This window comes from Alteromonas sp. CyTr2, from assembly GCF_947311905.1.
GTDB classification, from domain to species: domain Bacteria; phylum Pseudomonadota; class Gammaproteobacteria; order Enterobacterales; family Alteromonadaceae; genus Alteromonas; species Alteromonas macleodii.
The window spans coordinates 1-24,333 of sequence record NZ_CAMZMZ010000050.1; the positions used below are offsets into that span (position 1 = coordinate 1).

The window sequence follows — 24,333 nt, forward strand, 5'->3', positions numbered from 1 at the left end:
ATCTGCTGTTGGCGACAAAACGCCACTGCGGTGAGCCCGCTTTGCTTTTGCTGCTCGAATAAGTTGAGCCAGTCTTGGATGTCTCTTCGTTGATGTTGCGGCATGGTCATTCTCCTTAGCAAAAAAGAACACCATGCCGTAGCTGACCTATGAATTGAATGTGGGGATTACCGGACGGACACGATTTATTGAATCTGAGGCGCAGAGCTAAACAAGCACTACCCAAACGAATAGCCAAGTCGTATACGTGTTAAAGCAGTTAAGGGCTGAACATGGACTGCCAACTCAGCTGCGTATGGACAGCCACATCTAAGCTTTGGAATGAAAACACCTAATTAAGTGCATAACGAAAAAAGCCAGTGAGCTGAGTCACTGGCTTTTGAAAAACCGTCAACATATTTTCGGACGGGACAGCTATGTTTGCTATTACTTGCGACGGCGAAGGAAACCCATACCTACAAGCGCTAGACCCAAAACACCTAAAGACGCGGGTGCTGGTACAACGTTAGTGCTCAAATTACCTGCGTTACCTTGCGCAATTGTAATAACGTCACCGTTAACCGCTTGGAAAGTTGCAGATAGGCTGAACGCGACAGCATCGAAGAAATCAGTTAAACCTCTTTGAGATACTTTGTTACTTACAATATTACCGTTTGCAATACCTTCCTCTGGTGCTGGGTCTAAAATGTCTATACCAGCAACCAATTCACCATCTAAGAGACCACCGTAACTTAGGTTTTCAATGGCAGTATCTGGAGTATATTCCAGTTCGCTAAACGAGCCAGACAAGAAAAGTGTGTCGTTCATTTCATCAATAAAGCCCGCTGCACCACCAGTTAGGCTCAGACGGTCTGTAGATGCGAAGTCACCAGGAAGAGAACCCGAGTACTCATCGATGATGTAGAGGTCAAAGAACGAACCATCTGTATCCAAGGTCAAAGACTGCTGAGGTAGACCTGTGGAAGGATTTATGAATGTAGTTTCAATAACCGACAAGCCGCCAAAGTTAAATGCCAGTGTACAAGATGGGCATAAAAATTCACCAGCGCTTCCTGAACTTAGCGTACCGAAACCCGTAAGTTGAAGACCAACAAAATCAGTGAAATCACCAGTATATGCTGTTCCCAAATTAACCAAATTACCCGATTGGTCTTGGAAATACTGTAAGAAGTTAATGGTAGTAACTACGTTACCTGTACCGTTAACTGCACTTGGCTCCACTGGCTCTGGAACCGAAACACCACCTGGAAGTAGAATTGGATCGGCCGCTACTGTAAATGACATTGCTAACGTTGCTGCTACTGCTAATTTCTTAAACATGATGTTCTCCATTGTTTAACCGCTTTTCGGTTTCCCTTGTACTTGCTAGTTGCGTGCCAATTCTTAAAGCATTGATTTAATGGCTTTTTTTCTCATGGAGAAATATAACACTGTAATCTTGTAAAAAAACCAGACACTTAATTAAGCAGGCTTAACAACGAAGACTTCCTATCCGTAAGATCTTTATCAACAGTCTTAGTCTGCTCAAGAATTTTTCGAGCCTCCTCAATTTTGTTGAGTCTGATCTTTGCCTCAGCCAGATTTAAAAGTGAACCCGCAAAGACTCTAGCCCCCATCTCAAGCCCTTCCTCAAAAGTACTCTCTAACTTTTTATATTGATGAGTCGCAAGGTATATACTGCTGGCGGTCGACAGCACATTTCCATTTTTGTATCCATTTTCTAGCTTTAGAGCATCTTGGATATATTTTTCTGCCATCTCAAAACTCTCTGCCTCAAAATATAACCAGGCTAAATTGTTAAAAACGACAACATCTTTTACACCGCTATCTATAAGTGCCTTATATTGGTTTATAGCTTCGGTAGCGTTCACTGAAATTAAGGCATCAGCATAGTAACGCTTTAGGATAGAATCTGATGGGGTCAACTCTAGTGAGGATTTGAGGTAGTCTAATGCCTCGCTTTCTTTTCCCATAGCTTTTAATGCCGCCAACCTGTTGCTAAGCAATTTTGCACTGGGCGCTAACTGATAAGCTTTTTCAAATAACTCCAAGGCTTTGGCAAAATTATTATTCTGAAGTTCTAGACGAGCCATTGAATTCCAATAGCCTGATGAGGATACGAAATCCTGTTCATCAATGCCACTTAGAAGGACTTTTGCATTGGTCGAATTGCCTACTGCCAATTCAAAATGAGAACGAAGCAATTTTGCATCAGCACTATTGGCAAATTTTTGATGTGCTTTTCTCGAGACAGTTAACGCGGAGCCGATATTCTTTTCCAGCTCAAGAATATTGCATAATTGGACATACGCCTCTAATGGCGCATCAAACGAATTGATCCAATCATTTAAATCATTTTTGGCCTGACTAAAATCACCGACCCTAAGATTGATACTTGAGCGTGATAGGTAGAAAAAGTCATCTTTATTTTCTTTCGTTATACGATTAAGCTCTTTCAACGCTGCTCTGTAATCACCTTTATCAATTAAAGACGATAAGTAAAGTTTCCAGCCACTCTCTGCAGGTTTGTTTTCATATAACCTTGAAAAGTACTGAATGTTGCTGTCCGTATCACCGATTTCGCGATTTAAAACATATAGAATAGGCTCAAACTCAGATTGTTCATTGAATGACTCTATAAAGTTTTTCACCTCATTTCTCGCATTCTCATATTCATTTTTCTGAAGGTGAAAGGCGACAGATAGAACTACTGGAACTCTATGGTCAGATTTGATGGTTCTCAAAAGTTTTGCCGCTTCTAGTGATTCATCGAGCTTTCCTTGTTTAAATAGCGATTGCGCTAAAACTGAAAGCAAAGCCGTATTATTCGGTTCGCTTTTTAACCCCTCTTTAGCGACCTTCTCTGCTTGCTCAAGCTCGTTACTTCTGAAGTGAGCGAAAGCTAAAAGATATGTAGCATCGGCTGGTTGATTGTTGAGCCTAAGATTTTCCGTAAGTTGAGATTTAACAATTTCTTCGTTTCCGAATTTTAGATTCCAATAAGCGCTTTCAGCACTGGTAAGATCTTCGCTTTCATTGACTTTACTAAGAATACTCTCTTTAAGTTCAGCCATTAAACCGCTGTAACTGGCGCCTGAGAAAGTTTCAGCAAGAGCTTTCTTTTCATCAAATGAGAACTTTTCTACATCATAGTCCCCAAGGTCGATATCGTAACCAAGCTTAGCTCTTGTAAGCATTTCTATTTGTTGAATTTGCCCAGTCTTTCTATAGGAGTTAGGTAACTTTTCTAGGGCACGAAAAGCCGCTTCAAACGCCCCCTCTTTAAAAGAGGCAACGGCATATACATAATTCAATCGGCTTGACTCAAGACGCACTTTAATTGCTGCTTCAGCATGTTTCTTTGCACTACTGTAATCCGCTTTAGCTAGTGCAACTTCTGCGTCCAATAAAGAAATTACGGGGTGACTATTAACCTTAGTTTTTAGATTTGTGAGTTCTTTCGCTGCATGTTCTATTTCATTTGAAAGGACGAGACTATTTATTAAATAAACTTCAACCTTAAAAGTTGAAGGTTTTACATATAGATATGACTCAAAGTTTTTTGAGGCTTCTTGAAAATCTCGCTTTAAAAAGGCTAACCTCCCCTTTAAAAGCAGGGCGCTAGGCTGAAGTGAGTCTTGGTTTAATTGATTGATAAGGGCGTATGCATCTTCATATTTACCTTTCGAGGCCAGTCGATAAGACTCAAATGTAGTCACTAAATCAACGTCAGTTACCTTGTTTCTAACCATTGTGTTTGCGTTTACAGACTCGCCTAACTCAATGTAACTCAACGCAATGTTTAAGGCAGTTTTTTCATCAATTTTATCTACAAGTGTTTCATGCAAATCTACTAATAGTATAACCCCTTCGAAATCAAATTGGCTGAATAAGCTATTTATCATGCCCTCTAACGCTTTACTACTTTCAGAGTCAAGCTCTAATGCTTTTGAATATTCTTTTTCTGCTGTGGCATAATCACCAAGAATCATATATAGGTCAGCAACTTTGCGACGCAAATCGCTATCACTCGGCTGCATTGATATCGCACTTTTATACTCTAAAACTGCTTCTCTAAAGTCACCCCTTGCAGTTAAGGTTTCTGCTTCGGTAATGATTTCTTCAACAGCTTTTGGCGAACAAGCTAAAAGACCGGTTATGGTTATCGCTAAAAAGCACTTCCTACGAATATCTTTGCGCATGCCTACTGTCCTCAATCCTGAATTTTTTTGTTTGAATATGAAACATATTAACCATTCCCAGACTAAATTAATATACAATCCAGTGCTTGTTGTTAAGGAAGTCTAGGACAAAGGTAGGTTCTTACGATTACCAGTCCGCGAATTAACTATTTCGGAGTCTTAAATTGGAAACTGCTAGTATCTTTAGTCCTTCATCTGTTGATTGCCTAGTAGAAAAAGTGTCTAACATTTTCAATGAATCTGACCCTAGTAGCTTTTTTCTTGATAAACAATGGATAACTTCTTGGCTTAGTATTCTGGATGAACTTCCTGATATTTACATTTTCAAAAATGACGATGAAATTATTGGATTTGCCCTCCTTTCCAGAAAAAAAGCGCTAACGTTTCCACCACTGTACGAAGGCTTTTTAAATCAAAAAGGTCAATCCCATTTTGACCAAGTATGGATCGAATATAATGGGATAATATGCAGGAAAGAAAAGATCTACGAATGCATTTCTGCACTGTTGACAGCTTTTTTCAAAAATAAGCGTAATCAACGCTTAACTGTTTCGATGACTACAGATTTCGAGTGTTGGCAAAATGCGATTTCAGAAGCAGGCTATATTTCTGAGAATACTGAAGTTTTAGGCTACAAATCTGATTTAACACTCTGGCTAAATGAGCTCGAAAAGTTTGAGTTTATTTCAAAGAACACTCATTCTCAATTAAAGCGTTCTATCAACACCATAGAGAAAAATTTAGGGAAAATTTCTTTTTCTTTTGCTTCAAAAGATAATATTTTGAATTACTTTTTCGAACTGGGGGCGCTTCACAAAAAACGTTGGAATGACTCTGAAGAGGGAAGCGGATTTGATAACCAGTTTTTTGTTCAACATCATGTAAACTTTTTGACAAGAAATAGCCAGAACATTGATCTTGTAAAAGTAAGCGCAGGCAAAGAAACTCTGGGCTATGTTTATAATATAAAGTTTGAGAAGACGGTATACTTCTACTGTTCAGGCCTTAACTATGACATCACTCATAAACACATTAAGCCAGGGTATACAATCCATCACGAATTAATGAAACACTATCGAAAACTGGGCTATCTCTGGTATGACTTTTTAGGAGGTTACGCACGCTATAAGGATAGTTTGAGTAGCGCCAAGTATCAGTTCAAAACACTTACCATTTATCGCTCTAGCAGGCAGTTAAAACTAACTAGAATTGCGAAAAAACTTATATCTTTTTTAACACTTTAGCAGGGTTCCCACCTACTATAACCCCCGCAGGCACATCATCAATAACTACAGAACCTGCTGCTACCACACTTCCTCTGCCAATATTGGCCATAACCAGTGCACCGTTGCCCAACCAACAGTTCTCTCCTACAGAGACTTTGGTGAAAACGCCGCCCTGATCTTTTATCGGCTTTTCTGGGTCAGAAAAATTATGTTGCCCTTTGCCACTCATAATGTGCACACCGCTTCCCAACAAAGTATTTTTCCCAATTGCGCATTTACCAATGTTACATTGCGGCCCTATGTACACCCCCTCGTCAATCTCAGTATCTTGTTGTGAAAACAACGTGGCAAAACCGATGAGAACGTTTGGCGCACACGAGGTCATGACAAACCGATAAAAGCCCGAACGTAAATAACACCCTAGTTTACCGGGTATAAGCGATAGCAGCTGGCTAAAAGAGGAAAACAGCGAGTCTTTGTTTACCACAATAGACAGCATTAAATACAAAAGCGTGAAAGGAAACATTACAAGTGCACAAAGGGCAAAAAAACTCTTCTTAATTATTGATTTCATATTCGTGCCATTGCCACTTTCAATGGGCTCAGTTGTTGTTCCCAGCTATATTCGCTAACTATTGCTTGATAGCTACGTTGAGCTTTATGTTGTGATAACTCAAAGTTCTCAATACTTTCCACGCATGCAGCTACAAAGCTCTCTACGTCATCTACTATCCACATGTTGTCGGCGTTGGCAAACGAGATCCCTTCAGCTCCCATAGACGTAGTTATTATTGGTAGTTTACATGCTGCCGCTTGAAGCACTTTGTTCTGCACGCCTCTTGCCAACCTGAATGGCGCAACAAACGCATGAGCTTGGTGAAAATAAGGCAATATATCATCGACAAAGCCCGTGACATCTATGCCATCGCGGTCTGACAACGCCTTTATTTCTTCAACAGGATTCATACCACCCACGGTAAATTTTGCATTCGGCGCTTTTTCACGAATGAGTGGCCAGCAATTTTTAACAAACCAAAGTACCGCGTCTACATTAGGTTTGTAGTCCATCACGCCCGTGAACAAGAAATGCGGCGCAGTGCTTATTGTCGTCGCGCAAGGCTGCGTTTTCGCTGGATAAAACGCATCGAAGTCTAATCCGTTTCCAAGCACGGTTATCGCTTTCGATGCGTCTACTGAAGAATTAAATAGCTGCGCCTCTTCGCTTGCAATCAAAAAGCACTCATCAAACCGTTGGTTTGTTTTAGCCTCAAGCTTTTTTATACCTTTGCTTTCACGCTGGTATACGTAGCGCATTAAGAAAGAAGAAGAATCTGCGTATTGCGCCCACTTATCTGAATCAACGTCCATAAAGTCCATAAACAAGCGACAATGGGTGTTGTTGTAATAAGGCGAGCTGAAGATGTAATAGCTTAAACTAGACGCGGTTAACAGCAGCGCATCCTCACCCTCTTTCATTTTTTCATCAATAACATGTTGAAGTGTTTTTGAGTAAAACGCCCCAACACTTATCGGCAAACCTTGCAGTAAAGCCGAAGCATAACGCGTGAATTTACTACCTAACTGGTAAGAGTTGACCGAAATTCCAAGATGCTTGGCTAACGCTTCGGCATTTTTCTTATCTTCTGCAGTTTCTATGAGAGAAAAAACTTCGACTTCGTACCCTAAGCGATTTAGAAATTCAATTTGATGATATGTTCTAAGTTTTTCGCCCTTATTTGGGGGATACGGTACTCGTTGCGACAACACGCAAACTTTCGACATCAGCGCCTTCCAAGCTATCTTTAGTGTTTTTATTTGTCCTGTAGTCATACTACTTCGAAGCAAATATAAGGTCAAAGTAACAAATTAGTGATGAAGGCTACACAAGTGGCAATTCCATTGGCATACTAGAGTCATTATGCATATGTTCATCAAGAACATTGCTCACGGAAGAAATAAAGAAAGCAGTAATGACACAAACGGTTGGAACTATCCAGGTTGCCTCTTTAGCCAAAGAGACGTATGGACATTTTAAAACAGGGTTGCCCTGCCCTAAGGGAATGTGGCCCGCCGTCACTCAATTTCGGCTTGCCGCAAACGGAATACTCTTAACTGATACTTTTATCAAAACCTCGCAGCTATGGCCAGATGGTTCAATAAAGTGGTTGTTATGTGAAGGCTTGATTGATTTACAGCATCATTCAGTAAGCGATGAAATAGTTCTGACGTTAGAAGCGGCGGAGATCGACTCACCATCGAACAAGCTTGTCTCACCTGTAAACAATAACGATGAGGCGCTTTCACTGTCTCTGGGCAGTGGCAAAACATTCACAATTAACAAAGCCAAGCCTTTTGAGTTTGTAACCGACAAGCACTTATCCAGCTCTTTCGATATTGTTGATATTACTCCTCAATCGATAACCCCTATTGCATTCTCTTATGCTCTTCATTGCAATAACAACGAATACAGCGCATTAACCGTTGAACAAAAATACGAGATTAGGCTTGGCAGCGATAAAAAGCTGATTGTTGAAACAGAGGCGTCAATCTTCCTTAGAACCGGAACGGTTTGTGCTCATTTAACAATGCGAAACCCAAGCGCTGCGTCACACCCAAATGGGAAGTGGGACTTGGGAGACCCAAACAGTATTTATTTAAAAGAATGCTGTATCTCGTTCAAAGGTAAATCGCTAGAGCCTAAGCTGACGCTAAATTCTGATGTCTTTAGTTCATCTGAACATGAAGAGCTGACACTTCATCAGGCTTCCAGTGGTTTTGAAAACTGGCAAAGTCCAGTTCATGTAAATCAAGACAACGTTAACTCGCTTCCGTTTCGCGGTTTTAAACTTTACCAACCAAAGCACTTATTGCTTTCGGGTGACCAAGCAAAACCGCAAATTAAGATTTCAAACAGCGGTAGCACTTTTAGTATTCATGTTGATAATTTTTGGCAAAATTTTCCTTCTTCAGCACATTTAACAGCAGACAGTTTAAGCGTTAGCTTGTTAGGTTCAAGGCACAGTGAATGTACTGAACTTCAGCCTGGTGAACAAAAAACACGATGCATCTCAATCGCACCTTTTGAGATACAATCACTGCAAGTAGTCATTGATAGCGCTTGGTTAAAAAACGCATCTGTTTTGCCTTTTCTTCCTTCTAAATCATGCGAGTTTGACTCACTTATAAAAAATGGCATTGAAGGTTCGTCTTCTTTTTATCAAAAGCGGCTCGATATCGACGAATTTGGCTGGCGACATTTTGGTGAGTTGTATGCGGATCACGAAAAGGCACTCGTACCTGACGAGCCCTTTTTCGTGTCACATTACAACAATCAATACGACCCTATATTTGGAATGCTGATGCAGTGGTTGTTAAGCGGCGATCCTCGTTGGTTTGAACTAGCCGATGATCTTGCCAAGCACGTTGCAGATATTGATGTTTATCACACCACTGACGATAAGCCCGAGTATAGCGGCGGATTGTTTTGGCATACCGACCATTATGTTCAGGCATATACCGCTTCTCATAGAACGTACTCTAAACATCAGCCGTCTGGTGTTTACGATGATCATGCTGGAGGCGGCGGTCCGGGTGGGCAACATTGTTATACCAATGGTCTCACTTTGCATCATTTGCTTACTGGCTACACACCGTCTCGAGACGCCGCATTATCCATAACGCAATGGGTAACCAATTATTATGAAGGCGACGGTACGTTTGTAGGCGCCCTGCTTGCGTTTAAAAATAGCGATATTCCTGGTGTTAAAAATGTAAAAACAGGAAAGTATCCTCTAGACAGAGGTACGGGTAACTACCTGCAAGCAAGGCTAGATAGATACGAACTACAAGGTTGTGATAGTGACATTGAAGCAGCGTCCTATATTATAGCGAATACGGTCTCCCCCACCGATGACTTCGACCAATTGCAATTGGATAATGTCGAAGCAACGTGGTTTTATACTGTATTCCTACAAGCAGTTTGCCGATTTATATCACTTAAAGAACAGCGCTGTGAATATGACTCGAGCTATCAATACGCAGTAGACTCACTTACTCACTATGCCAATTGGATGGCTGTGAACGAATATGCTTATCTGGACAAGCCTGACATTCTTGAGTTTCCGAATCAAACGTGGAGTGGGCAAGACCTAAGAAAACTATGCGTACTGCATTTTGCATCTAACTATTTAACCGAAGCCCAACGTGCACTTGCTGAGCAAAAAGCCGAGCAACTAGCAGATACAATTTTTCAACGCCTTAGTACGAGCACAGAAACGGGTACCACGCGCGTACTTTGTTTAATGATGCAAAACGGTCATTACTCCGGTTTCAAGCAGGCTGCCCGCCCTCTTTCATCGACTTCTACACAAAAAGGCCAGGCATTAACAGAAAAATCCAATTCATTGAGTTTTCTTTTGTCCAACCTTATCGATTTATCTCCGTCAAGAGAGAGAAAACAGCTAGTGAAACGTTTTCCACAACTTCAAAAATGGTTAGGTAAACCATGAGTATTAATACGTCTTTTATCATTCCTCATAAGGGGCGTGAAGACATGCTCATTGAAACACTAACAAGTATTGCGGGCCTAACAACACCTAAAGAACAATACGAAGTTGTTTTGGTAAGTCAGAATAAAGAAATTTCAAATACGCTCAGCGCATTTATCGAAACAGTAAATTTGCGAGTTGTATATAACGACGAAAATAACACGATTTCACATTCTAGGAATCTGGGCGCCGGCTTGGCGACAGGTGAATACTTGGCATTTTTAGACGCAGATGTTGCACTGGCTTCGAATTGGCTAGACGTGATGATTGATACTCTCAAAACACGAGACAATACGGCTCTAGTCAGCGCCATGCAGGTAAACAGCCCTAACGCGCCGCCTTTAGAGATAATAAGAACGGCGTTAAGCAATGCTGAACTTGATGTGCCTGTCAGTTTTCTACCTGGCCGCAACTTATTTCTTTTAAAGGAAACATTTGAAGCGGCAGGTAAGTTTCCTGAACACCTTCTTACTTGTGAAGATTATTTCTTTACCGATAAGGTTAGTAAATTAGGTGAGTTGTTTTATACCTCACAAACCCAGTATATTCACATTGGCGAAGACAAAGCTTACGCACCGATGTATAAAAAAGAAATATGGCGTGGCCAGTCCAATATTGCATCTTTAAAAGGAAGGCGCATTCCGCTCAGAGAGTGGCCAAGTTTTGTTGTTCCTTTTGCATTTACAGGTGGTCTTTTACTGGCTTTTCTCGCGATAATATTCTCGCAACCTATTGTCGCTATAGTTATGTTAGTAGGCGCTTTGCTGCCTTTTGCAGCGTACACGTGGCGACTAAAAAGGCTTGTTAAGCAGCAAGTAACTTGGTGGCATTGTTCACTTTTTTATCTGCTTTATTTTCCGGCTAGAGCACTTGGAACATTAATAGGAGTACGCGGCGCTGTTAGTACCAGCTCGCATAAATAACAATGAAAGTTTTACAGTTTATTTGTTCAACCGGTTTCTACGGTGCAGAAAGATGGGTGTTAGCGTTATCAAAGCATTTGCCAGATAGTGTTTCGAGTGAACTTGTTGTTACCTTAGAGCCCGGTACAGAAGAGCTAGAGCTAGTAAAACAGTTCAAAGCGATAGGAAAAACTCACCACATTCCTATGCAGGGTCGTTTTGACCTGCGTGCCGTTTCGAAATTGGCGGATTTAATTCAAGAACAAGATATCGATATTATCCATACTCACGGCTATAAGTCAGATATTTTGGGCGTAATGGCGGCTAGGAAAGCAGGTATTCCGTGTGTTGTAACACCCCACGGCTTTGAAAATGCTGCCGACTTGAAACTCCGTCTCTTTATTTGGTTAGGATGTCAGTCGATGCGCTTTGCCGACAAAGTTGTTCCACTTTCTAAACAACTAATGAGTGATGTGGAGAAGTTTAATATATCGCCTGACAAGCTTGAGTATATCCAAAATGGCGTAGACTTGTCTGAAGTAGAAGCCGTTAGACAAACAAAAACAGACAAGTCAAAAGAAAAGAAGACCATTGGCTTTGTGGGCCAAATGATCAGCCGGAAAAATATAAAAGCCATTTTAGACTGCTTCGAGTCTTTATATAAAAAGCGTCAAGATATTGAATTAGTACTGCTGGGTGACGGCGAAGACCGCCCCAGCTTAGAGGCGTATTCAAAAACACTGGCTAGTGCCAGCGACATTCATTTTTTAGGCTTTAGAAATGACAGGCTACAGCTGCTGCGCGACTTTGACTTGTTCGTAATGACGTCGACGCTTGAGGGCATCCCTCGCTGCTTAATGGAAGCATGTGCTATGGAAATTCCGGTGTCTGCTTATGACATTGCGGGTATCGACCAGCTAATAACACACAACGAGTCTGGTTTATTGGCTCCTCTTCACAACAGCAAGCAGCTTGAGAAAGATTGGGAGAGACTGCTAGATGACAAAGCGCTCGCCACCTCACTAGCTCAAAACTCAAAGTCGTTTGTAGAAGCCAATTTCTCTGCTAAGAGAATGGCTGATGAATACCTTGAATTATTCGAAGGAATCCTGAAAGAGAGTGTAAATGCATAAACAGGACGTGTTATTTGTTTTAACTATTGATACTGAAGAAGAATGGCAGTGGGACGAAGAGTTTCCGCAGCATAACTGTTCAGTTGAAAACGTTGAAAAGCTTCCTGCATTTCAAACTTTCTGTGAAAGTCTTGGTATCCGTCCTACGTATTTTGTTGATTACGCCGTTGCAAGCAATAATGTTGGCAGTCAAACTCTGCGAACCTTTGCTCAGTCTAATAGCGCGGAAATTGGAGCACACCTACACCCTTGGTGTAACCCTCCCTATTTCGGTAAGACAACCGAAGCGGAATCTCACGTAATTAAACTTCCTTTAGAGCAAGTAGAGCAAAAACTCGATGCACTAAACGCCCTTTTACACGGCGAAATAGGCGTTCGCCCACAGTCCTTTAGAAGCGGGCGATGGGGCGTAAGTGCCAAAATGCTTAGATTACTTGCATCAAGAGGCTATGTAGTAGATTCAAGCGTTTATCCTTTTTACAGGAACGACTATTTTAGCTGCCTAGGTGCACCAGAATCGCCTTATTGGCCTTCGTTTGACAACGCACTGGCTCCTGGAGAGCAGCGTCAACTGCTTGAGGTCCCTGTTACCGCAGGGTTTAATATTCAAAACTTCTCTCTTGGTGAACGCATTCATAATCGACTATCTAAACCGCCCTTTAATTGGGTTAAATCTGTCGGTCTGCTTTGGCACAGTAAACTTTTAAGAAAGATTTATTTGAGTCCAGAGCTTACCGAAATCGAAGACATGCTTGCGTTAGTCGATCAAAGCATTCAGAAAAAACAACCCGTTATTCATATGTACTTACACAGCTCTAGTTTAATCGACGGAGCAACGGGCCTTTTAGATGGGCCAAATGCATTTGAAACAATATGCCAGCGCATTGAGGTTGTTACTCAACACTTAGCGAAAAATGCCAATGTTAAATTTTGCACTATCTCAGAAGCCAAGGTGCATTTAAGTAACCGCAGCGCTTCAAGCGGTGTTATTAAAGGTGAGCAAAATTAATGACGGCACAACAAAATACAAAGTTACGAATAGCGTCAGCCAGCGACAAACCTTTGTGGGATGCCTATGTATCACAACACAAAAATGCTTCCGCTTATCACAAGTTTGCGTGGCTTGAAGCGGTAAAGGCCGCTTACGGTCATTCAATGCTTGGCGTTATTGCCACATGTGCTAATACGGGGCAAGTTGTTGGTGTTTTCCCTGCTGTTTTAATGAATATACCTTTACTGGGCAAGCAAATATGTTCTTTACCTTATTGCGATGTAGGCTATGGCTTAGCCGACAACGACAAGGTGTTAAATGACATGCATGCGCTTCTTGCTGCACAGATGCGAAACGTAACAGGAAAAAAAATGGAAATTAGAGGTATAGAACAATCACCTTTAGACAAAACCCAGTTTGAGAACAAAAAAGTACGTATGCTTTTGTCTCTGCCTGAGTCAAGTGAAATACTGTTATCAAGTTTCAAATCTAAATTACGCAGCCAAATAAGGAAGGCGGAAAAAAATGGGCTTACCTTTGAGTTAGGCACATCGAACGTCCTAGTAAGTGATTTCTACAACGTATATGCTCAGAACATGAGAGATCTCGGCTCTCCTGTTCATGCCGAAAAATGGTTTAAGGCAATTATAAAAAGTTACGGCCAAAGTAGTTTAATTAGCGTGGTTTATCACGATGGCCAGCCTATTGGTGGTGGCGTTATCATAAAATCGGGTGACAACGCTTCTATTCCATGGGCCTCAACACTTCGTGACTTCAATCGCCTTGCTCCTAATATGTTGTTGTATTGGTCTTTGCTTTCCCATTGCGCCGACAATGGCGTGAAAGTTTTTGACTTTGGCCGCTCAACCTTTGAAGAAGGTACATATAAATTTAAAAAACAATGGGGCGCAGAACCTCAACTGCTTAACTGGCAGAGTTTTGATAAAAATAATGAGTTGATAGACGCAAAAAGCGACGCTGAGTCAGGCTCAAGCAGGGTTAGAGAAATAGCCGAAAACATTTGGCGTGAACTTCCCTTAAAATTTACCATTGTAACTGGGTCAATTCTTCGACCTTATATCAGTTTGTAGGGATAACCATTCATGTGTGGCATTGCAGGATTTAGCCTTTTTAATTTCAACGAAGGCGGTGAAACTTCATTAGAAGCTATGCACAAGGCTATTCATCACAGAGGCCCAGATGCCAGCGGCATGTATATCGATGAACATATCGGCCTTTGTCATAGGCGGCTGAGTATTCTTGATCTCTCAGAAGCAGGCAATCAGCCCATGTACTCGAAAGAGGGTGACTTGGTTATTGTTTTTAATGGCGAGATCTACAACTTCCTTGAATTGCGAGCCGAGCTTGAAAACGACGGTGTTACATTTAAAAGCCATACAGATACCGAAGTTATTTTAGAGCTATATGCACGCGAAGGAACCAAGTGTTTAGATAAACTAAACGGAATGTTTGCCTTTGCTCTGTGGGACAAAAACAAGCAAGAACTGTTTATTGCACGAGATCGATTGGGTAAAAAACCCCTTTACTATTTTAATGATAATGGTCGATTTGCGTTTGGCTCTGAGATTAAAGCTATATTGGCGCTGGAGAACATTCCAAGAGAAATTCGCTTAGACGCCGTATATGACTTCTTTGCGTATCAATACGTTCCCGACCCAAAGAGTATTTTTAAGCACATTCACAAGTTACCACCTGCTCATTATTTAATTCTTAATAAAGACGGTTTCAGCATTCATGAATATTGGGATTTGAGCTTTAAAAGCACCACAAGTGCCAGTGAAGATGCCAATAAAGCGCAGTTAAAGACCTTACTTGAAAAAGTCACTAAACAAAGAATGATCAGTGATGTTCCGCTTGGCGCTTTCTTAAGCGGCGGCGTGGATAGCTCGGGTGTTGTCGCTATGATGGCACAAGCCAGCGAAACTCCAGTAAAAACCTGTACCATAGGATTTGATGATAAAGCATTTAACGAAGCGGATTTCGCTCGTGAAATAGCTGAAAAATACGAAACAGAGCACCATGAATTTACCGTTCACCAAAACGTTAGCGACAGACTAGAACATATCGTAAGCTTTTTTGATGAGCCTTTTGCTGACCCCTCATTAGTGCCAACCTTCTTCGTTTCAGAACTGGCGAGAAAGGCTGTAACCGTTGCGCTCGCGGGAGATGGCGGCGATGAGATGTTCGCTGGCTACGAAAAGTACTCGATAGACGATGTTGAAAACAAGCTAAGAAACAAGTTTCCCGAAGCGGTCCGAAAGTCTGTTTTTCCACACTTAGCGAAATTAGCTGGAAAAGTACCAGGCACGGTCGGGAAAAAAGCCAAATCGTTACTTACGAGCTTGTCTCACGAGCCTGCTATGGGCTTTTACATCACCAACAGTATGATGACTGACGAAATGTGGCAAAGCTTAGTTAAGCCTGAGATTGCACAGCAGCTCGCCGATTACCACCCTAGTCAATATACCTTAGACATGTATAACAAAGCCGACGGTCCGGACCATTTAAGCAAAATTCTTTACACAGACATCAAGACCTACATGACAGGCGACATCTTGGTAAAAGTCGACCGCATGAGTATGGCAAATTCGTTAGAAGTAAGGGCGCCCATTCTCGATTACCAAGTTGCAGAGTTCGCCGCTACCCTACCCTCTTCACAGAAATATCGCGACGGTGAGAAAAAATACTTACTTAAAGAAGTCTTTAAGCCTTTTATCCCCGATTCACTGCTGTATAGAAAGAAAATGGGCTTCAGTACGCCGCTGGATGAGTGGTTTAGAGGTGAATTGAAATCACTGTCTGAATCTCAAATCATTAATTCACAGCGTGGGCTTAACGACATATTCGATAGCGGTGTTATAAAGAAACTTTGGGAAGAACATCAAACGCGTAAAGCTGACCACGGCATAGTACTGTGGAGCATGTTGATGTATCAAATGTGGTTTGAACGTTATGCAGCGTAATTTTGCTTTAGACTGCTTTAGAGCGCTGGCAATAATGCTTGTGTTTACGGGTCATACGATAAATAGTTTAGGCTCTCCTCAGTTACTCGCGCCTCTACAATTTGGTGGCACTGGCGTTGACCTGTTTTTTGTTCTTTCGGGTTGGTTGATTGGAAACCAACTTCTAATAGAGAAGAAAAAGTATGGGAATGTGGAAATTCGAAGGTTCTGGTATCGACGATGGATGAGGACGCTACCAGCTTATTACGCAGTGTTAAGCTTAACAATATTACAACAATTCCTAACCAAGGACACTTTTGACTTCCCTTGGGCTTATTTGTTTTTTTTACAAAATTATCAAATAAATTTAGACATTTTTTATGTAAGTTGGTCTTTGTCTGTAGAAGAACAGTTTTATCTATTAATTGCTCCTCTATTGGTCTTACTTCTTAGAGCTCCCAAAAGCATCCAAATTCTGATTCTGCTTTCATTGTTTTTGAGCCCATTAATTTTTCGTCTTCTAGGTTGGTATCAATCTTCAATTGAAACTCATGTAAGACTTGACTGTTGCGCGATGGGTGTTCTGTTAGCCTATGTAAAGCATCACCTTATATATATTTGGGATAAGTTGACGCATTGTATAAGAGTAGTATTCCCTATAGCTGTACTCACATATTTAATGTTCTACGTTGCAAGATACAATCCGGACTGGGGTATTAATGACCCCGACAAATTAGTGTTGGCGCTTATCTTTGGTACTTGGATAGTCTGGGGTGATCAAACCAAATACAGTGAAGATGGCAGGCTAAAGTCGCTCGTAATGCATGTTTCTACCCGGTCTTATGCTATGTATCTACTCCATGTAGATGCACTAGCAATCACAAAACGGTTTATTTCAAAAGACTTTATTATCTTTTATTATTTAACAGCATTAGTAATAACTCTAGTTTTATCTGAAATACTCTACCGAGCAGTAGAAGTCCCTATAATGGACGCTAGAAAGCGATTTAAGTTTTCAATGTCACGAGGTCAACTAGAGAACCTAAGAACCGCTATTAGAGGAAGTCGCCAAGCATGATTAATATTCTGCATGTAACTTATGATATGCGCATAGGTGGCACTGAAATGGTAATAAAAAACATAATTGAAGGGAGCGACAGTAACCGCTTTTGCATGTCTATATTTTGTATTGAGGACACATTAGGGCCTTGGGGAGTTGATCTTCAATCAAAAGGTATTGAGGTAAATTCATATTCTCGCAAGCCAGGGTTTGATTGGGGATTGATCCGAAGATTGAGAGAAGTTATTGCTATGCAAAACATACACATAGTGCATTGCCATCAATACTCTCCATGGGTTTACGGAGCGATAGCTAGTTCTTTGCTTGGTGTAAAAGTTATTTTTACTGAGCACGGCAGGTTTTATCCTGATTCAACAAATTTTAAACGTAGGCTTGTAAACCCTTTAATTCTAAAACTTACAGATGCTGTTACAGCTATATCAAATGCTACACGTCTGGCTTTGAACGAGTTTGAGTTTATCAAGTTAGATAAAGTCAAAGTCATTTATAACGGTATAGCGCCTTTAAAAAGTTCTCCGATGCTTTCCAGAAAACTCAAGAAAAGTCTCGGAATTACCGAAGGTGAACAGGTAATAGGAACAATCTCAAGATTCGACCCTATTAAAAACCACAAAATGTTATTGAGTGCATTCCATTTATTACTTCAGAAAAATGAAAGAGTTAAGCTATTAATCGTCGGGGATGGAGAAGAGCGAGCAAACATAGAGTCAATAATTCGTACTTTAGGTCTCGAAAACAAAGTTATACTAACCGGATATCAAAAGAACCCAACAGAATTCCTCTCTTTAATGAACATATTTTTACTTCCGTCATTAAGTGAAGGCACCTCAATGACCCTGCTTGAAGCTATGAGTTTAGGCAAGCCATGCGTTGTCACAGATGCAGGTGGAAATAGTGAAATTGTTATCGACGACGAAACGGGTAAAGTAACAAGCAATGATGTTGCTCAAGAATTTGCTCAAGCAATATCTACATTACTAGATTCCCCCTTGTTAATGGCAAAAATGAGCAAAAACGCAAGTTTGAAATTTGCCAAATCTTTCCGAGAAAGCGTAATGAACAAACGTTACAGCGATCTATACGAAGAACTAATATGTTAAATGTTTTACTGTTTTTCCTAACCTATGCAGGTGGGATATTACAAGCATTCAGGGTCGCGCCAGTTTACGCTTTTTTAGTTTACCAAGCGGTTTACTTCTATAACCCATCAATGCGTTGGTGGCACTATTTGATACCGGAAATTAGTTATTCCTTTTACGTAGTAGCCCTAATGGGGCTGCTCTACATATTGAACAGAAAGCAACTAGATAGAAATAAGATATCAGTAGTTCCTCAGTTAAAATATTTTGTACTTTTAATATTACTCCATTCCATTGTGTATTTTTGGGCTGTTTATCCTATCGCTCACTCTATATTCACTGAGGTTTTCATAAAGCTTGGCATTACCATGCTAATAGCTTACAAATTAATAAATACTATCAAGCATTTAGACTATGCAATAGTAGGATACATTTACGGGGCGTGGTATCTAAGTTTCGTCGCATACCAAGTTGGCCGAAATAGTGGGAATAGAGTAGAAGGCATAGGCACGGTAGATACGCCAGACGCCAATGGCACGGCTTCTGTTCTAGTTCCTGCAATAGTTTTTTGTGTTTACTATATTTGGGTTACTAAAGGGCTATTAAAGAAAGGGATATTTTTAGTAGCAGCTGCTTTTATTGCTAACGCATTGGTACTGATTAATAGTCGAGGGGCATTTTTAGGCGCTGCGATTGGTCTTACCTATTTTATGGGAACTTTGTTCTTTACTTCAGTAAAAAATAAAAGCCAGAAATTGAAAGTCTTCGCAGTTGGTATAGTAGGTTTGATTGCTGCTTTAAGTGTAATGGATGACTCATTTAAAGAGCGTATTTTTTCTATAGTGGAAGAATCAGAAGTCGATACTAGTAGAGAGAGTGGCTCAACCAGAACGATTTTCTGGGTATCTGCTGTCAAAATGTCTTTTGATTATCCATTGGGGCAAGGAATAAAAGGCTTCAATTATCATGCACCAGATTACATCCCTCAGGATGTTGTCGTTTCATCTTCTGGTGATAACTCTCGTGCATCTAGAAGAAAAAGTGTTCACTCTACTTGGTTTGAAGTGCTCTCAGAATTGGGATACTTAGGGGTTATACTCTTTTTGGGGGTAATAATAACTAGCTTCAAAAGTATCTCAGCAGTCAAGAAAAAATTAAGGCCACTAGGTCATAGAGCTGCAGAACATTATTACAAAATGGTAAGCATTGAATCTGCTCTTATAGGCTTTATGGTCACTATGAGCTTTATCAACAGAATGCGATCTGAGGTTTTTTATTGGTGCATATTGTTTAGCGCGTGCGCTTATAATTTGTATGTTGTAAGGAAACAAAAATGAACGTCTTAATAATGACTCACAGCGCTTCTCTTCGCAGCACTACATGTGTTCTCGATGCCTTAGTAAAAAACAAGCCTGAGCACCAATATACTGTTGCGTGTTCCCAATCCGGGCCCTGGATAGATGATATAGGCAAACTACCGCATGTAAAAGTTATTAAAGCAGCATTTAAAGTTCCTGCTCTTTCGAAACCTTTTAGCTTTATTAAAGATACTATTTTTTGGATCAAGCTATTTCAATCCGAAAAGATAGATCTCATACACGTAAATGAGCATGAAATATACACAAGCATAAGATACGCAGCATCGCTAGCGAGAATACCGGTCGTGACAGGTATTAGGTTTGTTCTAAACAAGAGCTATGCTCATTGGCTTTTTGGTGGAAAATGTAAAGTGAAAAAAGCAATGTTTACTAGTCACGACCAATACAGCAAGTGTATAGAGCATTTTCCTGACTATCTCAAAGGTGATAAGTCGACTGTTATAGGGAACGGAAGAGATTACAAAGCATTGGTTGGTTCTTATTCCGATCAAAAAGTTGCTCTATTTAGGGAGAAGTATTCGATACCACACAATAGCTTTTTAATTGGTACCGCTAGCTCTATTCGCCCTCGTAAAAAAATAGAAGATTTTGTCGAAGTATTGGCGCGTCTTAATCAAGGCAAGAATACTGTATACGGTGTTATTGCCGGCGGTGGCAAATACGCTGACCCAGACTACGAGCTAAGTATAAAAGAAAAAATTAAGCGGCTAGGTTTATCAGATATTGTAATTATGACTGGTAACTTAGAAGACCTTTCAGAGTTCTATTCATCTATAGACGTCTTCATTAGCACTAGCGAACTTGAAACCTTCGGTATGAGCGTAAGTGAAGCGATGGCGATGTCTGTACCTACAATTGGCTATACTGGAGGGTCTGTCCAAGAAGTTATAGGAAATAAATGGTGTATTGTTGAAAACGGGGATCTAGATTCTCTAACAGAAAAAGCCCACTCTTTAATAAATGACCCTGTGATATACAAGAATGTTCAACAAGTTCAAAAAAAGAGAATACTGGAAAATTTCGATGCGCCTATATTAGCAGGCAGAATAGATGCCATATATAAAGAAGTTAGCAATTCATGAAAATATTGAACGTTGGGTATATAGCACTAGCCCCTTTTATTGGTGGGTCTGAGCGTTCTCTTCAAATCATACTGCTTGAAGCTACAAAAAGTAAAAAGATAAACCCTATACTTTTCTGTCCTGCTGAATCACCTATGTATGAATGGGCTAAAATCAATAACATATCTACAGAAAAAGTAGCTTTGAACGAAACAGATTCTTTTTTAAAAGTACTAAAACTGCGACTCCAACTAGTATTCCTTTTTAGAAAGTACAATATTGATATAGCACATAGCAACCAGGTATGGAGTTACCCTTCACTTTCCCTTGTGCCTAAATTAAGTAACACGAAACTAGTTTGCCATCTAAGAGATCCTATTAACGAAGACATAGATTGGTGGTTTAAAGTAAAGGCTGACGCTCTCGTGTGTGTAAGTAAATATATTCAAGATAGCTTGAAAAGTAATTATAGTGCTTATAACGAAATCGCTAATATCAAAACATTAATAAACCCAATATCTGAGCACGCACTTGCAAATGCGAAAAATGTCGAAGAATCAAAAATTGCGGCTAGAAAGAAGTTTTCATTATGCCAAAGCAAAATAACCTTTGGTTTTATAGGTCAGATATCGCCAGTTAAAGGCGTATTAGAGATGCTCGAGATGTTGTCTTACTGTCAAACAGTTGACTGGCAGGTCATAATTGCCGGGCACGATACTACAAAACAGCAAGATTACCTTCTTCGTTGCAAAGCGTTTGCAACCGAGTTAGGCATTTCTAAGAACGTTCACTTTTTAGGCTTTTTAGAAGAAACAGAAGACTTCTACCATTCGATAGATTGCGTGATAATGTTATCGAAGGAAGAGCCTCTAGGCCGAGTGCCATTAGAGGCGGGAGCTTTTAGTAAACCCACTATAGCTAACTCCGTGGGGGGACTCAAAGAAATAATTATTCATAACGAGACGGGTATACTCTGCAAAATTGACTCTTTGAAGAATATTGCAGAAACAATAGAAAGAACATCACTGGACGAGTACGACGCTATGGGTATAAATGCAAGACGCTTTGTTGAAAAAAATGCATCTCCTTCGCGTTACCTTAGTAATCTTCATAGCATTTATGGAAAAATAATTAAATGATTAGCGTAATCATACCCTCTTATAATAGAGCAACTTTTATCAAACGGGCTTTGAATAACATATCCGAACAAACTTTTAAAGACGTCGAAGTTATAATAGTTGACGATGGAAGCACGGATAATACGAGGGAAATAATAGACGGTTTGAAAGATAACTATGGGTTTGATATTGCCTATTACTTCCAAAAAAACCAAGGAGCCGCAGCAGCGAGACAAAGCGGAGTAAATAATGCCAAGGGTGATTTTTTAGCCTTCTTCGATAGTGATGATTTGTGGCATACCGATTATCTAAGTTCTCTCATTCATGCACTAGAGTTTTCTAAATTAGATTGGATCTATTGTCCTGTAGAGCGTCGAAACTTAGCTACGAATGAATTAGTAAGTAAAAACTCGTTTTATCCTAACGGTTGCCCAAGAAATTTCGTCAAAATAGCACACCAAGTAGGTAAAGGTATTTACGCATTAGATTTAAACGCTGCCATTGAAGTCCAATTGAAAAATGGCATTTACATGGGGTTCCAAAATACACTTTTCAAAAAACAAATTTTTGAAAAGGTGAAAATACCCAATTTGAGAATCGGGCAGGACAGGCTCATGGCTTTGGTGTTGTTAAAAAACAAATTTCATGGTGGATTTATAGAGCAGGTGTTGGCAACTGTTTACGAGCACGAAGGAAACACCACAAGCTCAGGTTCAAATGACCGAAAAAAAGTAGTTTTCACTTATACTCAACTGATTATGGGCTACGAAAAGTACACTGACTACGTCTTACTAGACAAAGCAGAAGAAAAAATAATATACAAAAAGATTGCTAATTTTTACTTCTGGCATCTGGGGTATAGCGAGCCAATTAAGAGAGTGGCGCTCACTTATATGTGGAAAGGTATAAAGCGAGACCCACTCTCATTTAGCAAATTGAAGTCGTTTTTCATCAGAATTTTTAAGTAAATTTTAATGCATTCAATCTTTATTGCTACTTACCTTTAAAGGTTTTTAATGTGTCCGTCCGGTGATTCCCACATGTAATTTATAAGTTAGCAAAAGGCATGGCGTTCTTTTTTTGCAAAGGAGAAGTGGACAGTAGAGCACCATGATTACCAGCTTTACCTTGCGATAAATGATATCGACCACACGAAAACTAAAGCAATGTCGCCGCAAACGAACGGTATCTGCGAGCGCTTCCATAAAACGATATTGAATGAGTTCTACCAAGTTACGTTCCGTAAGAAACTGTACGCGTCGCTAGAAGAGCGTAAGCGTCTGGCAATCCCACCGTAAGCGTCTGGCAATCCCACCTAACGCTTCGTAAAGTGCCATGGTAGAAGTTGCTCGATATCGACGTCGGGCTTGCTCAGTTCATCAAGGCAAGACATCACATACTCGAACACATTGAGGTCGTTGGCTTTTGCGGTTTCTATGATGCTGTAGAGCACGGCGCTGGCGTTTGCACCTGTGGCAGTTTGGCTGAACAACCAGTTTTTTCTGCCTATGACGAACGGCTTAATCGCGCGCTCAGCGCGATTATTGTCAATGCTCAGTAATCCGTCGAGTGTGTAGCGCGCTAGCTTTTCCCATTGATTTAAGCTGTATTGTATTGCTTCACCTAATTTGGTTTTTGGTAAAACCTGTTGCACTGATTTCATTAGCCATGCGTGAAGCTGATTGAGTAGCGGCAGGCTTTTTTCTTGTCTTGTGCTGTAGCGCACTTCCACCGTTTTATCTTTTAGCTGGGTTTCTATGCGATAGAGCTTTTGGATATGGTTGAGTGCCCAATCCGCTTTGCCACTGCCTTTTTTACCGTAAGCGATCAATATAGGCCGTCTTCCCCAGACTGAACTCCCACGTAAAATAGTCCCCGTAGATTTTACTTACGGAGATTTAATTGATGGCAACAAAAAGACGTACACGCGAGCAATGGCAGGAATTGGTTGATAAGCAAGCTGCAAGCGAACTGTCGGTCAGTGAATTTTGTACGCACCATGATTTAACGGTATCAAGTTTCTATTTGTGGCGTAAAAAACTGAGCGATGATAGTCAATCGCTTGCGCCGCAAGATAACTGGCTTGCCTTTGACATGCCAGCGAGTGCAGACAAGGAGCCGGGCGCAGCATGGGAGATTGAGCTGGCCTTACCTGGTGGTGTGGTGCTGCGGATGAATCGGGCCGCCTGATGTTGCCCTTATCCAATGGGCGTATCTGGCTGTATACCGGTAATACGGATATGCGCAAACAGTTTGATGGGCTGGCAGCGCTGGTACAGGGCAAGTTGGGCATGCAGGCGCATTGCGGTGACTGGTTTGTGTTTATTAATAAACGCCGCACTCAGCTCAAGGTGTTGTATTACCATCAGGGCGGTTATTGTTTGTGGAGCAAACGCCTGGAAAAAGGCACCTTCGCCAAAGTCACTGACGGCAACGCAAAAACACCGCTCAACAGTGCCCAGTTACAGTGTTTGATTGATGGGATTTACTGGCAAAAAGGTAAACAAAACAGGCGATTTAATTAACTGATTTTGTTATAATTTAGCCCATGAAAACACGCTCTATTAGTCACCTTGACGTGGTCAACCAAAATTGACCAACCCAGTTAAGCTACTTTTTTCAATTTCTTCATGTCCGCCTCATATTGATTT

General features: G+C 40.7%; 19 protein-coding genes and 2 pseudogenes. 16 read left to right on the top strand and 5 right to left on the bottom strand.

Annotated elements, in window-relative coordinates:
- Positions 1 to 426: 426 nt before the first annotated feature.
- Positions 427 to 1,320: a PEP-CTERM sorting domain-containing protein gene (locus tag QME20_RS18205; protein ID WP_281716377.1), complete on the bottom strand. Its 894-nt coding sequence runs from the start codon at positions 1,318 to 1,320 to the stop codon at positions 427 to 429.
- Between the two features lie 137 nt (positions 1,321 to 1,457).
- Positions 1,458 to 4,202 carry a tetratricopeptide repeat protein gene (locus QME20_RS18210; RefSeq protein WP_281716378.1) on the bottom strand — a complete coding sequence of 915 codons (2,745 nt, stop codon included), beginning with the start codon at positions 4,200 to 4,202 and terminating at the stop codon, positions 1,458 to 1,460.
- 164 nt (positions 4,203 to 4,366) lie between these two features.
- On the opposite strand from QME20_RS18210, the gene QME20_RS18215 reads away from it, so the two are divergent.
- Positions 4,367 to 5,446, top strand: coding sequence for a GNAT family N-acetyltransferase (locus QME20_RS18215; protein ID WP_281716379.1), 1,080 nt, complete (start codon positions 4,367 to 4,369; stop codon positions 5,444 to 5,446).
- Here QME20_RS18215 and QME20_RS18220 read toward each other — a convergent pair.
- Together QME20_RS18220 and QME20_RS18225 are read right to left on the bottom strand one after the other, a co-directional pair.
- Entirely contained in the window at positions 5,424 to 6,002 is a 579-nt protein-coding gene (locus tag QME20_RS18220) for an acyltransferase (RefSeq protein ID WP_281716380.1), read from the bottom strand. The two genes, QME20_RS18215 and QME20_RS18220, sit on opposite strands and share 23 nt — an antisense overlap.
- On the bottom strand, positions 5,999 to 7,210 hold the full coding sequence (locus tag QME20_RS18225; RefSeq protein ID WP_281716381.1) for a TIGR03087 family PEP-CTERM/XrtA system glycosyltransferase: 1,212 nt from the start codon (positions 7,208 to 7,210) through the stop codon (positions 5,999 to 6,001). Before QME20_RS18225 ends, QME20_RS18220 begins: the two co-directional genes overlap by 4 nt.
- Positions 7,211 to 7,398: 188 nt before the next feature.
- On the opposite strand from QME20_RS18225, the gene QME20_RS18230 reads away from it, so the two are divergent.
- From QME20_RS18230 to QME20_RS18290, 13 genes and pseudogenes are all read left to right on the top strand, one after another.
- Positions 7,399 to 9,936, top strand: coding sequence for a hypothetical protein (locus QME20_RS18230; RefSeq protein WP_281716382.1), 2,538 nt, complete (start codon positions 7,399 to 7,401; stop codon positions 9,934 to 9,936).
- Positions 9,933 to 10,898 carry a glycosyltransferase family A protein gene (locus QME20_RS18235; RefSeq protein ID WP_252118819.1) on the top strand — a complete coding sequence of 322 codons (966 nt, stop codon included), beginning with the start codon at positions 9,933 to 9,935 and terminating at the stop codon, positions 10,896 to 10,898. Before QME20_RS18230 ends, QME20_RS18235 begins: the two co-directional genes overlap by 4 nt.
- 2 nt (positions 10,899 to 10,900) lie before the next feature.
- Entirely contained in the window at positions 10,901 to 12,010 is a 1,110-nt protein-coding gene (locus tag QME20_RS18240; protein WP_281716383.1) for a glycosyltransferase, read from the top strand.
- A complete protein-coding gene (locus tag QME20_RS18245) occupies positions 12,003 to 13,019 on the top strand; it encodes a polysaccharide deacetylase family protein (protein WP_281716384.1) in 1,017 nt (338 codons plus the stop codon). Before QME20_RS18240 ends, QME20_RS18245 begins: the two co-directional genes overlap by 8 nt.
- The gene (locus QME20_RS18250; RefSeq protein WP_281716385.1) at positions 13,019 to 14,092 is read left to right on the top strand and encodes a GNAT family N-acetyltransferase; all 1,074 of its coding nucleotides are present in this window, start codon (positions 13,019 to 13,021) and stop codon (positions 14,090 to 14,092) included. The genes QME20_RS18245 and QME20_RS18250 overlap by 1 nt, the downstream gene beginning before the upstream one ends.
- A 12-nt stretch (positions 14,093 to 14,104) precedes the next feature.
- Entirely contained in the window at positions 14,105 to 15,985 is a 1,881-nt protein-coding gene (gene asnB / locus QME20_RS18255) for an asparagine synthase (glutamine-hydrolyzing) (RefSeq protein WP_281716386.1), read from the top strand.
- Positions 15,975 to 17,042 carry an acyltransferase gene (locus tag QME20_RS18260; RefSeq protein WP_075177026.1) on the top strand — a complete coding sequence of 356 codons (1,068 nt, stop codon included), beginning with the start codon at positions 15,975 to 15,977 and terminating at the stop codon, positions 17,040 to 17,042. The genes asnB and QME20_RS18260 overlap by 11 nt, the downstream gene beginning before the upstream one ends.
- Positions 17,039 to 18,145 (top strand): glycosyltransferase, encoded by a 1,107-nt coding sequence (locus QME20_RS18265; RefSeq protein ID WP_075177025.1) that lies wholly within the window; start codon positions 17,039 to 17,041, stop codon positions 18,143 to 18,145. Before QME20_RS18260 ends, QME20_RS18265 begins: the two co-directional genes overlap by 4 nt.
- Positions 18,139 to 19,461, top strand: coding sequence for an O-antigen ligase family protein (locus QME20_RS18270; RefSeq protein ID WP_075177024.1), 1,323 nt, complete (start codon positions 18,139 to 18,141; stop codon positions 19,459 to 19,461). Before QME20_RS18265 ends, QME20_RS18270 begins: the two co-directional genes overlap by 7 nt.
- Complete coding sequence (locus tag QME20_RS18275) at positions 19,458 to 20,585, top strand: glycosyltransferase family 4 protein (RefSeq protein ID WP_075177023.1); 1,128 nt, start codon at positions 19,458 to 19,460, stop codon at positions 20,583 to 20,585. Before QME20_RS18270 ends, QME20_RS18275 begins: the two co-directional genes overlap by 4 nt.
- The gene (locus QME20_RS18280) at positions 20,582 to 21,703 is read left to right on the top strand and encodes a glycosyltransferase family 4 protein (protein WP_281716387.1); all 1,122 of its coding nucleotides are present in this window, start codon (positions 20,582 to 20,584) and stop codon (positions 21,701 to 21,703) included. The genes QME20_RS18275 and QME20_RS18280 overlap by 4 nt, the downstream gene beginning before the upstream one ends.
- Positions 21,700 to 22,650, top strand: a complete 951-nt coding sequence (locus tag QME20_RS18285; protein WP_281716388.1) for a glycosyltransferase family 2 protein — start codon at positions 21,700 to 21,702, stop codon at positions 22,648 to 22,650. Before QME20_RS18280 ends, QME20_RS18285 begins: the two co-directional genes overlap by 4 nt.
- A 132-nt stretch (positions 22,651 to 22,782) precedes the next feature.
- Positions 22,783 to 22,953 (top strand): annotated as a pseudogene (locus tag QME20_RS18290) (IS481 family transposase); the annotation flags it as partial.
- A gap of 44 nt (positions 22,954 to 22,997) precedes the next feature.
- On the opposite strand, the pseudogene QME20_RS18295 reads toward QME20_RS18290, so the two are convergent.
- Positions 22,998 to 23,489, bottom strand: a pseudogene (locus QME20_RS18295) (transposase); the annotation flags it as partial.
- 98 nt (positions 23,490 to 23,587) lie between these two features.
- On the opposite strand from QME20_RS18295, the gene QME20_RS18300 reads away from it, so the two are divergent.
- Positions 23,588 to 23,872, top strand: a complete 285-nt coding sequence (locus QME20_RS18300) for a transposase (protein WP_281716390.1) — start codon at positions 23,588 to 23,590, stop codon at positions 23,870 to 23,872.
- Entirely contained in the window at positions 23,872 to 24,207 is a 336-nt protein-coding gene (gene tnpB, locus QME20_RS18305) for an IS66 family insertion sequence element accessory protein TnpB (RefSeq protein ID WP_281716389.1), read from the top strand. The genes QME20_RS18300 and tnpB overlap by 1 nt, the downstream gene beginning before the upstream one ends.
- Positions 24,208 to 24,333: the final 126 nt, after the last annotated feature.

Coding starts and splice junctions, on each gene's coding strand:
- QME20_RS18300 (WP_281716390.1), top strand. CDS start 23,588: ATGGCAACAAAAAGACGTACACGCGAGCAATGGCAGGAATTGGTTGAT.
- QME20_RS18275 (WP_075177023.1), top strand. CDS start 19,458: ATGAACGTCTTAATAATGACTCACAGCGCTTCTCTTCGCAGCACTACA.
- QME20_RS18280 (WP_281716387.1), top strand. CDS start 20,582: ATGAAAATATTGAACGTTGGGTATATAGCACTAGCCCCTTTTATTGGT.
- QME20_RS18230 (WP_281716382.1), top strand. CDS start 7,399: ATGACACAAACGGTTGGAACTATCCAGGTTGCCTCTTTAGCCAAAGAG.
- QME20_RS18270 (WP_075177024.1), top strand. CDS start 18,139: ATGTTAAATGTTTTACTGTTTTTCCTAACCTATGCAGGTGGGATATTA.
- QME20_RS18265 (WP_075177025.1), top strand. CDS start 17,039: ATGATTAATATTCTGCATGTAACTTATGATATGCGCATAGGTGGCACT.
- tnpB (WP_281716389.1), top strand. CDS start 23,872: ATGTTGCCCTTATCCAATGGGCGTATCTGGCTGTATACCGGTAATACG.
- QME20_RS18250 (WP_281716385.1), top strand. CDS start 13,019: ATGACGGCACAACAAAATACAAAGTTACGAATAGCGTCAGCCAGCGAC.
- QME20_RS18260 (WP_075177026.1), top strand. CDS start 15,975: ATGCAGCGTAATTTTGCTTTAGACTGCTTTAGAGCGCTGGCAATAATG.
- QME20_RS18245 (WP_281716384.1), top strand. CDS start 12,003: ATGCATAAACAGGACGTGTTATTTGTTTTAACTATTGATACTGAAGAA.
- QME20_RS18235 (WP_252118819.1), top strand. CDS start 9,933: ATGAGTATTAATACGTCTTTTATCATTCCTCATAAGGGGCGTGAAGAC.
- QME20_RS18240 (WP_281716383.1), top strand. CDS start 10,901: ATGAAAGTTTTACAGTTTATTTGTTCAACCGGTTTCTACGGTGCAGAA.
- QME20_RS18285 (WP_281716388.1), top strand. CDS start 21,700: ATGATTAGCGTAATCATACCCTCTTATAATAGAGCAACTTTTATCAAA.
- asnB (WP_281716386.1), top strand. CDS start 14,105: ATGTGTGGCATTGCAGGATTTAGCCTTTTTAATTTCAACGAAGGCGGT.
- QME20_RS18205 (WP_281716377.1), bottom strand. CDS start 1,320: ATGTTTAAGAAATTAGCAGTAGCAGCAACGTTAGCAATGTCATTTACA.
- QME20_RS18210 (WP_281716378.1), bottom strand. CDS start 4,202: ATGCGCAAAGATATTCGTAGGAAGTGCTTTTTAGCGATAACCATAACC.
- QME20_RS18225 (WP_281716381.1), bottom strand. CDS start 7,210: ATGTCGAAAGTTTGCGTGTTGTCGCAACGAGTACCGTATCCCCCAAAT.
- QME20_RS18220 (WP_281716380.1), bottom strand. CDS start 6,002: ATGAAATCAATAATTAAGAAGAGTTTTTTTGCCCTTTGTGCACTTGTA.